The following is a 13360-nucleotide window of genomic DNA, read 5'->3' as shown; positions in this document are numbered from 1 at the left end:
GATCTGCGGGCTGCGGCTTCGTCGTGGTTGATCGCGCCCATGCGGCGGAGCCGCAAATTGACACAGCCCCGCGCCCCTTCGGGGCGCCTCAGGTCTGTTGCTTCCTCTTCCCCAGCGTCGCCATGTACAGCATGTCCCCCACGTACACGATGATCACCGCCGCCACGATCTGGAAGATGTGCCGGCTCCAGTCGATGCCGCGGGTGGACTCGACGCCGAATGCTCGGGCGATGGAGTTGCCGACGATGGCGCCCAGCATGCCGAAGATGGTGGTCAGCCAGAGAGGGCTGTGCTGTTTGCCCGGGATGAGCAGCTTTGCGAGCAGGCCCAGCACGAATCCCACGATGATCGCCCACAACCAGCCCATGGCTGCCTCCTCGTACGGCTCGGGGTGAGCAGTACGCCCAGTCTTGGCGCGCCCCTCGTACGCCGCATGCGGGGTACGGCCGTACGCGTTACGGCCCACCGCGTTCCCCCAGGTGACAGGGGCCCCGGTCTCGTAGACGGCGCAGACGGGGCGTAACGTGGGAGACGAGACGGACCGGGGGCGAGTCCGATGCGGGCGGATGGTGGAATGTGATGCGGAAGCTGCACGCGAGCGGCAACACCGAGGTGTTCCGGATCACCGGAGCCCGCGCGGGTCTCCAGGACGATGTGCGCGGCCGGCAGCGCCGGTACATCATCTCGATGTCGATCCGCACGCTGTCGGTGATCCTCGCGGCCACGCTGTGGAACGTCGAACGGCACGTGGCGATCGTGGCGTTGGTGCTCGGCGCGATCCTGCCGTACATCGCGGTCGTGATCGCCAACGCGGGGCGGGAAAACGCGCCGGGTCTGCCGTCGACGTTCGTCACCGCGCATGTACGGCCGATGATCGCGCCGCCGCGGACGAATGACGGTTTCGCGGAATCCGTCCCGGAAGATGTGTCGGGCGATTCGGAGCCCGGCGCACAAAACAAACCGCGTGACGGGGTGTGATTCCGCGGACCGCTTCCTTCCGGAAGGCGACTCTCCGCCAAGCTCAGGAAAAGCTCAGATCAATAGTGTTGTTCCGGTGCCGGGCGACGGGTTACCCGTGACATACTTCGTAGGCGCTCCGCATCCCCCGTCGGAGCGACGGACCGACGCCGGGCAGCTCCCCCCGTGGCTGCTCGGCGTCGCCTTTTTGTCCGCGACTTGTGAGACGTATCTGTGAGTGACACGCCTATCTGTTCCGCCAAGGGTTGCCGAGCCGATGCCATCTGGGTGCTGGCGTGGAACAACCCGAAGATTCATACGCCGGAGCGGCGAAAGACATGGCTCGCCTGTGAAGAGCATCGCGAGCATCTGTCGCAGTTTCTCGGGGTGCGGGGCTTTTTGAAGGACGTCGTCCTGCTGGCGGAGTGGGAAGAGGCCCCTTCAGCCACCGATGGCTGACATGGGCCTGTCGGGCTGGACGAACGACGGGTCGTCGAGGCCCGCGCCCGCCTTCTTGCCCCACATCGCCAGCCGCCAGATGCGGGCGATCTCCTCGTCGGGGGCGCCGGAGCGCAGGGCTGCGCGGAGGTCGGTCTCCTCGCGGGCGAACAGGCAGGTGCGGACCTGGCCGTCGGCCGTGAGGCGGGTGCGGTCGCAGGCCGCACAGAACGGACGGGTGACCGAGGCGATCACGCCGACCACATGCGGGCCGCCGTCCACCAGCCAGCGCTCCGCCGGGGCCGAGCCGCGCTTCTCCTCGCCCTCGGGGGTCAGCTCGAAGCGGGTGCGCAGGGAGGTCAGGATGTCACCGGCGGTGATCATGCCGTCGCGCTTCCAGCCGTGCTGGGCGTCCAGGGGCATCTGCTCGATGAAGCGCAGTTCGTAGTCGTGCTCGACCGCCCAGGCCAGCAGGTCGGGAGCCTCGTCGCCGTTCAGGCCCGGCATCAGGACCGAGTTGACCTTGACCGGAGTCAGGCCGGCGTCGCGGGCGGCATCGAGGCCCTCGATGACGTCCTTGTGGCGGTCGCGGCGGGTGAGAGTTTTGAAGACCTCGGGGCGGAGGGTGTCCAGGGAGACATTGACCCGGTCCAGGCCCGCCGCCTTGAGGGCGGACGCGGTGCGCCTGAGGCCGATGCCGTTGGTCGTCAGGGACATCTGGGGGCGGGGGGCCAGGGCCGCCACGCGCTCGACTATGCCGACCAGGCCTGGGCGCAGCAGGGGCTCGCCGCCGGTGAAGCGGACCTCCTCGATACCTAGGGAGGTCACGGCGATGTCGATCAGACGGACGATCTCGTCGTCCGTGAGCAGGTCGGGCTTGGCCAGCCACTGCAGGCCCTCCTCGGGCATGCAGTACGTACACCGCAGATTGCAGCGGTCGGTCAGCGAAACCCTCAGGTCGGTGGCCACTCGGCCGTAGGTGTCGATGAGCACGTGGGCCCCCTCCCTCGTCACAGCCGGATTCAACTTCCGTCACCTGTGAGCCTACGTGACCGCACTGACAGCGACACCGGCCCGATCCCACGACGTACGACACGGCCGCGTCGTAGGGATCTACGACGCGGCCGCTCGGGATGCCTGCCTAGTGGGCGCCGGTGCCGGTCAGGGACCGGACCTCCAGCTCCGCGTACTTGCCGGCGTCGGGCTCCTCCTTGGACAGGACCGTGCCGAGCCAGCCCATGAAGAAGCCGAACGGGATGGAGATGATGCCCGGGTTCTTCAGCGGGAACCAGGCGAAGTCGACGTCCGGGAACATCGCCTTCGGGTCGCCGGAGACGACCGGCGAGAACAGCACCAGGCCGACGGCGACGATCAGACCGCCGTAGATCGACCACAGCGCGCCCTGGGTGGTGAACTTCTTCCAGAACAGGCTGTAGAGGATCGTCGGCAGGTTGGCCGAGGCCGCGACCGCGAAGGCCAGGGCGACCAGGCCGGCGACGTTCAGGTCGCGGGCGAGGGCGCCGAGGAGGATGGAGACGGCGCCGATGCCGATGGTGGCGAGGCGGGCCGCCCGGATCTCCTCCTTCTCGGTGGCCTGCCCCTTCTTGATGACGTTCGCGTAGATGTCGTGGGCGAACGACGAGGACGAGGCCAGGGTCAGACCGGCGACGACCGCGAGGATCGTCGCGAAGGCCACCGCCGAGATGGTGGCGAGCAGGATCGCGCCCCACGCCGAATCGACGCCGCCGATGTGCAGGGCGAGCAGGGGTGCCGCCGTATTGCCTGACGGGTTGGACGCGATGATCTCGTCCTGGGAGATGAGCGCCGCCGCGCCGAAGCCGAGGGCGATGGTCATCAGGTAGAAGCCGCCGATGATGCCGATGGCCCAGTTCACGGACTTACGGGCGGCCTTGGCGTTGGGCACCGTGTAGAAGCGGATCAGGATGTGCGGAAGGCCGGCGGTGCCCAGGACCAGGGCGATGCCGAGGGAGATGAAGTCCAGCTTGGAGGTGCTGTTCAAGCCGTACTGGAGGCCGGGCTCCAGGAAGGCGGCGCCCTTGCCGCTGTTCTCGGCGGCCTTGCCCAGCAGATCCGAGATGTTGAAGTTGAACTTCAGCAGCACGAGGAACGTAATGAGGATCGTGCCGCCGATGAGCAGGACGGCCTTGACCATCTGGACCCAGGTGGTGCCCTTCATGCCGCCGATGGAGACGTACACGATCATCAGGACGCCGACGAGGGCGACGATGAGGATCTTGCCCGCGTCGGAGGTGATGCCGAGCAGCAGGGAGACCAGGACGCCCGCGCCCGCCATCTGGGCGAGCAGATAGAAGATCGACACGACGATCGTGGAGGTGCCGGCCGCGGTGCGCACGGGGCGCTGGCGCATGCGGTACGCGAGCACGTCGCCCATCGTGTAGCGGCCGGAGTTCCTGAGCGGCTCGGCCACCAGGAGCAGGGCGACCAGCCAGGCGACCAGGAACCCGATGGAGTACAGGAAACCGTCGTATCCGAAGAGGGCGATGGCGCCCGCGATACCGAGGAACGACGCGGCGGACATGTAGTCGCCGGAGACGGCGAGGCCGTTCTGGAAGGCGCTGAAGGAGCGGCCGCCGGCGTAGAAGTCGGCGGCGTCCTTGGTCTGGCGGCCCGCCCAGACGGTGATGAACAGGGTCGCGACCACGAAGAGCGCGAACAGGGTGATGATCAGCGGCCGGTGCTCGCTGGCCTCATTTGCGGCAAGGGTCATCGCGGGGCTCATGCGCCGCCCTCCATACGGGTCTTGATGGCCTCGGCCTTGGGGTCGAGCTTGGTACCGGCGTGGCGCGAGTACCACCAGGCGATGAGGAACGTGGTGACGAACTGGGCGATACCGAGAACGAACGCGACATTGATGTTGCCGAACAGCTTGGTGCCCATGAAGTCGCCCGCGTAGTTGGAGAGCAGGACGTACAGCAGGTACCAGGCGATGAAGGCGACGGTCAGCGGGAAGGCGAAGGAGCGGTAGGAGCGGCGCAGTTCACTGAACTCCGCACTCTGCTGCACCTCGGCGAACTCCTCGGTGGAGGGGAGTTTGTGTTCCTCTTTCGAGGGGGGCGGTGCGTCGGTGGCCACGGAGTCTCCTCGCGTTGCGGGCGCTGTTGCGACGGTGGACGGGGACGGTTGGGGGGTTGGGGACGGATCAGGAGTCGGGGACGGGTCGGGTACGGGCATGGCGGCTCTGTTCTTCGCAGTGACATGGATCACTTGAGCCGGCTCGCGATGGTAGGGCCCCGGCGCGTGATCCAACAGGGGGCTCGATCGTGCTCGCGCCTCCTGTCCAAGGTCACGGCGCCACGCGAGAACCGGTTCAACTCCTCGGGCTTCTTTCCTGAGTCGCCTCGGCCGGATTGCTGGCCAGCGGGTTCGGGGATAGCTTCGGCGCAGCACCACTCGTCATGTACCTGCCCGAGCGCGATCCGCCGCTCGGGCGGTTCCGGTTCCGGATGATGTGGAGATCCCATGGCTCATCTGCGGTCCAGACGCCGACTCGCCCTCGCCGTCCCGCTCGCCCTCTCGCTGACCGCCTCGCTCGGCTTCCTCCCGACGGCGGCCTCGGCGGCACCGCTCTCGGAGCCCGTCGCACAGGCCACGGAGGCGCCCAACCTGGCCTATGTCGTCAATACCAGCCCGGACCGTCGCACGATCGAGTCGGTGAAGAAGGCCATCGAGGCGGCGGGCGGCACCGTCGTGATCACGTACGAGCGAATCGGTGTGATCGTCGTCCATTCGGCGTATCCCGACTTCGCCAAGGCGATACGCGGGGTGCGCGGCGTCCAGTCGGCGGGCGCGACCCGTACGGCGCCCCTGACCGCGGCCGGGACCACGGACGAGGGTCCCGTCCAGCCCCTGACGGAGCAGCAGGCCCGGAGGACCATCGGCGCCGCGGGCCAGGGGGAGCCGCTGGAGGCCGACCAGTGGAACCTGCGCGCGATCGGCGCCGACCGGGCCGCGCGGATCAACCCCGGCAGCCCCAGGGTGACCGTCGCCGTGATCGACAACGGCGTCGACGACACCCACCCGGACCTGGCGCCGAACTTCTCCGCCGCCCAGTCCGCGAACTGCGTCGGCGGCAAGGCGGACACCGGCGCGGGCGCCTGGCGGCCGGACACCGCCGAGGACTCCCACGGCACCCATGTGGCCGGTGAGATCGCCGCGCCCCGCAACGGGATCGGTATCGCGGGGGTCGCGCCCGGCGTGAAGGTCTCCGCCATCAAGGTGAGCGACCCCGTCAACGGCCTCTACTACCCCGAAAGCGTCGTCTGCGCCTTCGTGTTCGCCGCCGATCACGGCGTGGAGATCACGAACAACAGCTACTACGTCGACCCGTGGCTCTACAACTGCATGGACGACCCGGACCAGCGGGCGATCGTCGACGCCGTCAACAGGGCCCAGCTGTACGCCCAGAAGAAGGGCACCCTCAACTTCGCGTCGGCCGGCAACTCCAACCACGACCTGGACTCCGACGCCCTCGTCGACGACAGCAGCCCCGACGACTCGACCGCGGTCAAGCGCACCGTCGACCCGCACAAGTGCTTCGACGTGCCGACCCAGCTGCCCGGTGTCGTCACGGTCAGCGCGACGGGCGTGAAGAACCTCAAGTCGTACTACTCCTCGTACGGTTACGGCGTCGTCGACATCGCGGCCCCGGGTGGCGACGGGCGCTACCAGACCCCGGACACCCCGTCGAAGAACGGCCGCATCCTGGCCACCCTCCCGAACAACCAGTACGGCTATCTCCAGGGCACGTCGATGGCCTCCCCGCACGCCGCGGGCGTCGCCGCGCTGCTGAAGTCCCGCTACCCGAAGGCGACTCCGGCCCAGTTGCACGCGCTGCTCAGAGCGCAGGCGGACAACCCGGGCTGCCCGGAGTCGTACGACCAGAACGGCGACGGCACGCCGGACGCGGTGTGTGTGGGCGGCAAGCGGTTCAACGGCTTCTACGGGTTCGGGATCGTGAACGCCCTGGACGCCGTCGACTGAGGTCATCGGCCCCGAAAGGGCTCCGTTGGCTGAGTCAGATACCGCATAGTGCAGTCATGACTGCACTTGATCACACCTGGTCCGAAGTGGGCGGCGACCCCGCCCTTCTCCCCCGGGTGACGACCGTGGTGCGGGAGGGCGCGCTCGAAGCGCGTCTTCCCGTACGGGAGTTGGCGCGCGCGTGCGTGGGCGCGTGCGCGCTGGCCGCCGCCGAGCTGGGGGCGCGGCGGGCGGGGCTCGCCGAGGTACCGCGGGTCCGGCTGGACGACGGGGCGATCGCCACGGCGTTCGTGAGCGAACGGCACCTGCTGGTCGACGGACGCGCACCGGTCAACTTCGCGCCGCTGTCCCGGTTCTGGCGGACGGCGGACGGCTGGGTGCGCACGCACGCCAACTATCCGCATCACCGGGCCAGGCTGCTGGCCGCGCTCAAGGTGGCCGATCCGGACGCCTTGGAGGCCGCGCTGGCCGAGCGGTCCTCGCGCGACGTGGAGGACGCCGTGTACGCGGCCGGCGGGCTGGCCGTCGCGCTGCGTACGCCGAAGGAGTGGGCGGCGCACGAGCAGGCGGTGGCGGTGGCCGGGCGGCCGCTCGTCGAGCACGAACGGCTGACCGCGGCACGTGCGCGTGCGCTCCCGCCGCTCGACGGCACTCCCCTGCTGCCCGCCGCCGGGGTACGCGTCCTGGACCTGACGCGGGTCATAGCGGGACCGGTCGCCACCCGCACGCTCGCACTGCTCGGCGCGGACGTCCTGCGCCTGGACGCGCCGCAGTTGCCCGAACTGGCCGACCAGCACGCCGACACGGGCTTCGGGAAGCGCTCGGCGAGGCTGGACCTGGCGGCCGACCGGCGCACCTTCGAGGAACTGCTCGCGGCGGCGGACGTCGTCGTCACCGGCTATCGGCCGGGCGCCCTGGACCGGTTCGGGCTGTCGGCACAGGCACTGGCCGAGCGGCGGCCCGGGCTGATCGTGGCGCAGTTGTCGGCGTGGGGCGCGTACGGGCCCTGGCGCGAGCGGCGCGGCTTCGACAGCCTCGTGCAGGTCGCCACCGGGATCGCGGCGACCGAGGGATCGGCCGAGCGGCCCGGTGCGCTGCCCGCGCAGGCCCTCGACCACGGCACGGGGTATCTGCTGGCGGCGGCCGTGCTGCGGGCGCTGACCGAGCGGGAGGAACAGGGGGACGGGCGCTGTGTGCGGTTCGCGCTGGCGCGGACGTCGGACTGGCTGGTGAACGGGATCCGGCCGGGCGCTCGGGGGGATGCCGGATACGACCGGCCCGATGCCTGGCTCGCCGAGCGGGAGAGCGCACTCGGGCGGCTGCGGTACGCCCGATCGCCGGTGTCGTTCGAGGGCGGTCCCGTCGACTGGACGCGGCCGCCCGGGGTCTGGGGTGCGGATCCGGCGCGTTGGGAGTGAGCGGCCCCGCCGTCCGGGCCGTACCCCCGTACGGAATGCGGCACCCCACTTGCTTTCCGATACTTGCCCGACTCTGTGATGCTTTGTGAAGATCTTGAGGTGACATTGGCAAGATCCTCCCCTGGCGCGACCGACGGGAGTGTGCCGGGACCGCGCCCCGGCATCGCCCGGACGGTGGCCGTGCTCGCCCTGCTCGGGCTGGCGGCACTGATCCCGCTGCTCGGGCCGTCGGCAGCGCTGCACGACACGGGGGAGGCCGCGGCGCCCGGCAGTGGCGGTATCGCGCTGCTGCGTGCGGCGCTGTTCGCGGCGCTGTGCGTCCCGCTGGGGGAGCTGTTCGTGCACCGGCTGGCCCGGGCCGTGCCCGGCGCTCCCCCGGCCGGGCCCCGCAGTTGGGCACCGTATGCGGCCGCCGTCGGTTTCGGCGCCGCCCTCGGGCTCGCCTCCGTCGTCTCCACGGGCAACCTCGTGCCGCACAGCCCCTCCGACCTCGACATCGGCGGCCTGTACTCCTCGCGCGACGGCAAGCTCGCCCTGCTGGAGGTCAACGCCTTCGCCGTGGCCGGGCTGTGCGCCCTGTCGCGCCGTCCGGCCACCCAGGTCTGGCCGCTGACCGCGATCGTGATCGCCGAGGCGCTGCGCGCGCATCCCGCACCCGAGCACAGCCCGCTGCTGGGTTCCGGACTGACGCTGGTGCATCTGATCTGCGCGTCGCTGTGGGTCGGCGGGCTGCTCCATGCCCTGCGGACCCTGCGCGTCTGGCGCGTCCAGGAGGCGGGCGCCGCCCTGCTGGGGCTCTACGCGCGCGTGGCTGCCGTACTGCTGGCCGCCATCACGGCGACCGGGGTGTGGAGTTCGCTGCGCCGGATGCCCTCGGACACGATCCTGGACCAGCTGACCGGGACCGCGTACGGGCGTGCCCTGCTGGCCAAGGTGATCCTGGTGGTGGCCGTCGCCGCGCTGGCGCTGTGGGCGCGGATCCGGCTGCGCCGCGCGGACGACCCGCTGTCCGCCGCCTCGCCCGCGCGGGCCGAGGTCGTCGTCCTGGGTCTGGTGATCGCGCTGTCGGGGCTGCTGACGGCGCTGCCGGTGCCGATCCGCTGGTGAAGCGTCGAGCGGCCTCAGTTGGTGACGAGGACCTTGAGCGCGGTGCGCTCGTCCATCGCCTTGTAGCCGGCGGGGACGTCCTCCAGACCGACGGTCAGGTCGAAGACCGGGGACGGGTCGATGGTGCCGTCCAGGACGTCGGGCAGCAGCTCGGGGATATAGGTGCGCACGGGTGCGACGCCGCCTCGCAGCGCGATGTTCCCGTCGAACATGACGCCGAGGTCGAGCCCGGTGCCGCTGCCGTGCGGCACTCCGACGAAGCCGATGGCGCCGCCGTCGCGGGTGATGCCGACCGCCGTACGCATGGACTGCTCGGTGCCGACGGCCTCGACCACGGCGTGCGCGCCCTGCCCGCGCGTGAGTTCGCGTACGGCCGCCACGGCGTCGTCCCCGCGCTCGGCGACGACGTCGGTGGCGCCGAAGCCGCGGGCGATGTCGGTGCGGACCTGATGGCGTCCGAGCGCGATGATCCGCTCGGCCCCGAGCCGCTTGGCGGCGAGCACCGCGCACAGTCCGACCGCCCCGTCCCCGACCACGGCGACCGTGACGCCCGGGCGGGCCCCGGCGCCGAGGGCGGCGTGGTGCCCGGTGCCGAGGACGTCGGACAGAGTCAGCAGAGCGGACAGCAGATGATCGTCGGAAGCGGCGTCCTTGGGCAGCCGGACGAGGGTGGCGTCGGCGAAGGGGACGCGCACGGCCTCACCCTGGCCGCCGTCCGAGCCGACCGAGCCCCAGAAGCCGCCGTGCTCGCAGGACGTCGTCAGGCCCTCACGGCAGTAGTCGCAGACACCGTCGGACCACATGAAGGGCGCCACGACGAGGTCGCCCCGCCGGATGCCGGTCACCTCGGAGCCGGTCTCCTCCACGATGCCGAGGAACTCATGCCCGATGCGCTGGCCCGGCTGCCGCGCCGACTCCCCCCGGTACGCCCACAGGTCGCTGCCGCAGATACAGGCCCGCAACACCCTGACCACGGCGTCGGCGGGCTCGCGCACCACGGCGTCGGGCACGTCCTGGACCCGCATGTCGAAGGGGGCGTGGATGGTGGTGGCGCGCATGGCGGGGTCCTTCTCTCCTCTGGTCCGGCGTGGTCGAACGCCGGTACTCACGGTACGTCGCGGTGGCAGCCCGGCGCGCTTCGAGGAACGACGGGGCACCTCCGTGGCCAGGCCCTACGCCCCCGCCACGTCCAGCAGTGACCCCGCCACATAGGTGACTCCCATGGCGAGCGCGCCGCCCGCCGCGTTGCGCAGTACCGCTCGGGTCGGGGCCGCCGCGCCGAGGCGGGCGCTGCTCCAGCCGGTGAGGGTGAGGGCGGTCAGGACGGAGAGGACGGTGACCGGGAGGCGCCAGTCCGACGGGGGGAGCACCATCGCCAGGAGCGGCAGGAGTGCCCCGGCGGTGAACGCCAGGAAGCTCGCCCAGGCCGCGTGCCAGGGGTTGGTCAGCCGGTCGGGGTCGATGCCGAGCTCCACGCGTGCGTGTGCCCGCAGTGCGTCACGTTCCGTCAGCTGGACCGCCGCCTCCGAGGCCACGTCCCGGGACAGGCCCCGGCGTTCCAGAAGGTCCGTCAGCTCCTCCAGCTCGGCCTCCGGCCGTTCCCGCAACTCCCGCTTCTCCTGGGCCAGCGCGGCCTTCTCCGAGTCGCGCTGCGTGGACACCGAGACGTACTCCCCGGCCGCCATCGACATCGAACCGGCGAGCAGCCCGGCGAGCCCGGCGGTGAGGAGGGCGTCGCGGTCGTCCGTCGCGCCGGCCACACCGACGACGAGGCCCGCGGTCGACACGATGCCGTCGTTGGCCCCGAGAACGGCCGCCCGCAGCCAGTTCAGCCGTTCCCCCAGCGCACCGCCGTGAGCCTCGTCCTGTGTCGTCGGTTCGGTCATATGCGGAGGATCGCACCGCGCGGGGCATCACGGACGTACCAACGCTCCGCAACACCGTGCCCGCACCGCCCGGTTGGCGTTCCCCTGTTCCCCGCGCTCGAACAGGCGGACGGGGTAAGGCACCTGACGGCGAGGGCTGTCAGTGGCGGCCCGTATCCTCAGTGACCATGCTCGAAGACCGTACGACCGCAGCGTCCTCCCCCACTGCGTGGCCGGCCGCGTATCCCCAGGGGTACGCGGTCGTTGACGTGGAGACCACCGGCCTGGCCCGGGACGACCGGATAATCTCCGCGGCCGTCTACCGTCTGGACGCGCGCGGCGAGGTCGAGGACCACTGGTACACGCTGGTCAACCCGGAGCGCGACCCGGGCCCGGTCTGGATCCACGGTCTGACGACCGATGTGCTGGAGTCGGCGCCCCTCTTCCAGGACATCGCGGGGGAGTTCTCGGCCCGGCTCGACGGCCGCGTCCTCGTCGCGCACAACGCCGTCTTCGACTGGCAGATGATCGCGCGGGAGTACGCGCGCGCGGAGCGCGAGGCCCCGGTGCGGCAGCGGCTGTGCACCATCGCGCTGTCCAAGGAGCTGGCGCTGCCCCTGCCCAACCACAAGCTGGAGTCCCTCGCCGCCCACTTCGGCGTCGTCCAGCAGCGCGCGCACCACGCGCTGGACGACGCGCGCGTGCTGGCGGAGGCGTTCCGGCCGAGCCTGCGGGCCGCGGCGGCGAGCAGTGTGCGGCTGCCGCTCCAGGAGTGCCGGCCGCTGACGGAGTGGCGGGACACGGCCTCCACAGCGGTCATCGGACAGCAGGCGAACGGATACGGCGGCTACGGCGGCGGCTATCGGCCGACCAGTTGGCGTCCGTCCCGTAAGAGGCCCGCCTGCCCCCATCCCAACCCGGGGCGCTACGAGGACGGCAAAAGACTCAAACAGGGCATGCGGGTGGCGTTCTCCGGGGACACGTCGATCGAGCGCGATCTGCTGGAGGACCGCGCCATCGAGGCCGGGCTGCATGTGTCGACGAGCCTGTCCCGGCTGACCAGCCTGCTCGTCACGAACGACCCGGACGCGAGTACCTCGAAGGTGGTCAAGGCCCGGCAGTACGGCACGCCGGTGGTGGACGAGGCGGCGTTCGGACAGCTCCTGCGGGATGTGGAGCCGGCGTCGGAGCGGTGACCGTACGGACGGGTGATTGCCGGGCGACTCGCCCGGAGCCGTCCCGCCCCGCACCGCGCCGACCGCTCACCCTGTGGCGCATGGCGACATGTGAAGTCTGCGGAAACGACTACGGCATGACCTTCGAGGTGCACGCGCAGGGCGCGGTGCATGTCTTCGACTGCTTCTCCTGTGCGATCCACCGCATGGCACCCATCTGCGAGCACTGCCGGGTGCAGGTCATCGGGCAGGGCGTCGAGGTCGACGGTCACTGGTTCTGCGGCGCCCATTGCGCCCGCGCCGAGGGAAAGGTGGGCATCGTCGACAAGGTATGACCAGGTACCCGGCTGAAGACGCCCCACGACCGAGTTGTACGGTCGTGGGGTGTACCGCTTCCTGTTGTCCCGGCAGTGGGTGATCCTCACGCTGGTCGCCCTGATCCTCATCCCGACGATGATCAGGCTGGGCTTCTGGCAGATGCACCGTTACGAGGAGCGCAGCGCCCGTAACCAGCTGGTCGCCGACGCGCTGGACGCCAAGCCGATGCCCGTGGAGAAGCTGACGTCCCCGGGGCACACGGTCACCACCAAGGAGCGGTACCGCACGGTGACCGCGCGGGGCCGGTTCGACTCCGAGCGGGAGATCGTGGTCCGGCGGCGCGTCAACGCGGACGAAGAGGTCGGCTTCCATGTCCTGACGCCCCTCGTGCTGACGGACGGCAAGGTACTGCTGGTGAACCGCGGCTGGATCCCCGCCGACGGTCCCAGCCAGACGGCCTTCCCCAAGGTCCCGGCCGCGCCGAGCGGCACCGTCACGGTCACCGGGCGGCTGATGCCGGACGAGACGACCGAGGCGAGCGGCATCAAGAACCTCAAGGGCCTCCCCGACCGTCAGGTCATGCTGATCAACAGCGAGCAGGAGGCCGCGCGGCTCGACGCCCGGGTGCTCGGCGGGTACGTCGTGCTGACAGCGCCCGAGCCGAAGGGTGACACACCGGAGCTGATCGGGAAGCCCGGCAACGAGAACGCTCCGCTGAATTACGCGTATGCCTTGCAGTGGTGGTTGTTCGCGGCGGGGGTGCCCGTCGGGTGGTGGATTCTGGCTCGGCGGGAGGCCCGGGACCGCGGCGTCGGCTCGGCCGTGGTGGAAGAGTCGACGCCGGCTGGGGTGTAGCGGTTTCGCCGTAGGGGTTCTGGCGTCGGGCGGCTGCGGGTGGTTCGTGGTTGCTCGCGCCCGCGCGGCGGAGCCGCATATCGACACGGCCCCGCGCCCCTGAGGGACGTGCAGCGGACGTCCCTCAAAGCCGCAGCCGCATCAGCAACAACGGCCCTCCGGCCTGCCCTCCCGATGCCGCAGGCTCAGCACGGCCATCAGCTCA

14 protein-coding genes are annotated in these 13360 nt (G+C 70.6%); 8 read left to right on the top strand and 6 right to left on the bottom strand.

Going from position 1 to position 13360, the window contains the following annotated elements:
- Nucleotides 1-88: 88 nt before the first annotated feature.
- Nucleotides 89-367, bottom strand: coding sequence for a GlsB/YeaQ/YmgE family stress response membrane protein (locus tag IE325_RS17215; protein ID WP_190070843.1), 279 nt, complete (start codon nucleotides 365-367; stop codon nucleotides 89-91).
- Nucleotides 368-579: 212 nt separating this feature from the next.
- On the opposite strand from IE325_RS17215, the gene IE325_RS17210 reads away from it, so the two are divergent.
- Nucleotides 580-978 carry a DUF3099 domain-containing protein gene (locus IE325_RS17210; protein ID WP_190070780.1) on the top strand — a complete coding sequence of 133 codons (399 nt, stop codon included), beginning with the start codon at nucleotides 580-582 and terminating at the stop codon, nucleotides 976-978.
- Nucleotides 979-1191: 213 nt separating this feature from the next.
- Complete coding sequence (locus IE325_RS17205) at nucleotides 1192-1416, top strand: hypothetical protein (protein WP_190070779.1); 225 nt, start codon at nucleotides 1192-1194, stop codon at nucleotides 1414-1416.
- Here the strand turns inward: IE325_RS17205 and moaA are convergent.
- The 3 genes from moaA to IE325_RS17190 form a co-directional block, all read right to left on the bottom strand.
- Nucleotides 1399-2388 carry a GTP 3',8-cyclase MoaA gene (gene moaA / locus IE325_RS17200; RefSeq protein WP_229911845.1) on the bottom strand — a complete coding sequence of 330 codons (990 nt, stop codon included), beginning with the start codon at nucleotides 2386-2388 and terminating at the stop codon, nucleotides 1399-1401. The genes IE325_RS17205 and moaA overlap by 18 nt on opposite strands.
- 148 nt (nucleotides 2389-2536) lie before the next feature.
- Nucleotides 2537-4156, bottom strand: coding sequence for a monocarboxylic acid transporter (locus IE325_RS17195; RefSeq protein WP_190070777.1), 1620 nt, complete (start codon nucleotides 4154-4156; stop codon nucleotides 2537-2539).
- Nucleotides 4153-4509, bottom strand: a complete 357-nt coding sequence (locus IE325_RS17190; protein ID WP_190070776.1) for a DUF485 domain-containing protein — start codon at nucleotides 4507-4509, stop codon at nucleotides 4153-4155. The genes IE325_RS17195 and IE325_RS17190 overlap by 4 nt, the downstream gene beginning before the upstream one ends.
- Before the next feature lie 387 nt (nucleotides 4510-4896).
- Here IE325_RS17190 and IE325_RS17185 point away from each other — a divergent pair, with 387 nt between their 5' ends.
- The 3 genes from IE325_RS17185 (at nucleotide 4897) to IE325_RS17175 (ending at nucleotide 8942) form a co-directional block, all read left to right on the top strand.
- Nucleotides 4897-6417 carry a S8 family peptidase gene (locus tag IE325_RS17185; protein WP_190070775.1) on the top strand — a complete coding sequence of 507 codons (1521 nt, stop codon included), beginning with the start codon at nucleotides 4897-4899 and terminating at the stop codon, nucleotides 6415-6417.
- Nucleotides 6418-6473: 56 nt separating this feature from the next.
- Complete coding sequence (locus tag IE325_RS17180; RefSeq protein WP_190070774.1) at nucleotides 6474-7835, top strand: CoA transferase; 1362 nt, start codon at nucleotides 6474-6476, stop codon at nucleotides 7833-7835.
- 78 nt (nucleotides 7836-7913) lie between these two features.
- The gene (locus tag IE325_RS17175; protein ID WP_190070842.1) at nucleotides 7914-8942 is read left to right on the top strand and encodes a CopD family protein; all 1029 of its coding nucleotides are present in this window, start codon (nucleotides 7914-7916) and stop codon (nucleotides 8940-8942) included.
- Nucleotides 8943-8956: 14 nt separating this feature from the next.
- Here IE325_RS17175 and IE325_RS17170 read toward each other — a convergent pair whose 3' ends face one another.
- Together IE325_RS17170 and IE325_RS17165 are read right to left on the bottom strand one after the other, a co-directional pair.
- Nucleotides 8957-10000 (bottom strand): zinc-dependent alcohol dehydrogenase family protein, encoded by a 1044-nt coding sequence (locus IE325_RS17170; protein ID WP_190070773.1) that lies wholly within the window; start codon nucleotides 9998-10000, stop codon nucleotides 8957-8959.
- 114 nt (nucleotides 10001-10114) lie between these two features.
- The gene (locus IE325_RS17165; protein ID WP_190070772.1) at nucleotides 10115-10828 is read right to left on the bottom strand and encodes a VIT1/CCC1 transporter family protein; all 714 of its coding nucleotides are present in this window, start codon (nucleotides 10826-10828) and stop codon (nucleotides 10115-10117) included.
- Between the two features lie 167 nt (nucleotides 10829-10995).
- Here IE325_RS17165 and IE325_RS17160 point away from each other — a divergent pair, with 167 nt between their 5' ends.
- From IE325_RS17160 to IE325_RS17150, 3 genes are all read left to right on the top strand, one after another.
- On the top strand, nucleotides 10996-12003 hold the full coding sequence (locus IE325_RS17160; RefSeq protein ID WP_190070771.1) for a DEDDh family exonuclease: 1008 nt from the start codon (nucleotides 10996-10998) through the stop codon (nucleotides 12001-12003).
- An 80-nt stretch (nucleotides 12004-12083) separates the two neighbouring features.
- A complete protein-coding gene (locus tag IE325_RS17155; RefSeq protein ID WP_190070770.1) occupies nucleotides 12084-12317 on the top strand; it encodes a metallothionein in 234 nt (77 codons plus the stop codon).
- A gap of 49 nt (nucleotides 12318-12366) precedes the next feature.
- Nucleotides 12367-13155, top strand: coding sequence for an SURF1 family cytochrome oxidase biogenesis protein (locus IE325_RS17150; RefSeq protein ID WP_190070769.1), 789 nt, complete (start codon nucleotides 12367-12369; stop codon nucleotides 13153-13155).
- Nucleotides 13156-13360 lie beyond the last annotated feature (205 nt).

It is taken from the genome of Streptomyces lanatus (assembly GCF_014655715.1).
Lineage (GTDB): Bacteria > Actinomycetota > Actinomycetes > Streptomycetales > Streptomycetaceae > Streptomyces > Streptomyces lanatus.
The sequence above is the reverse complement of the archived record's forward strand: the minus strand, read 5'-3'. Positions and strand labels throughout refer to the sequence as shown.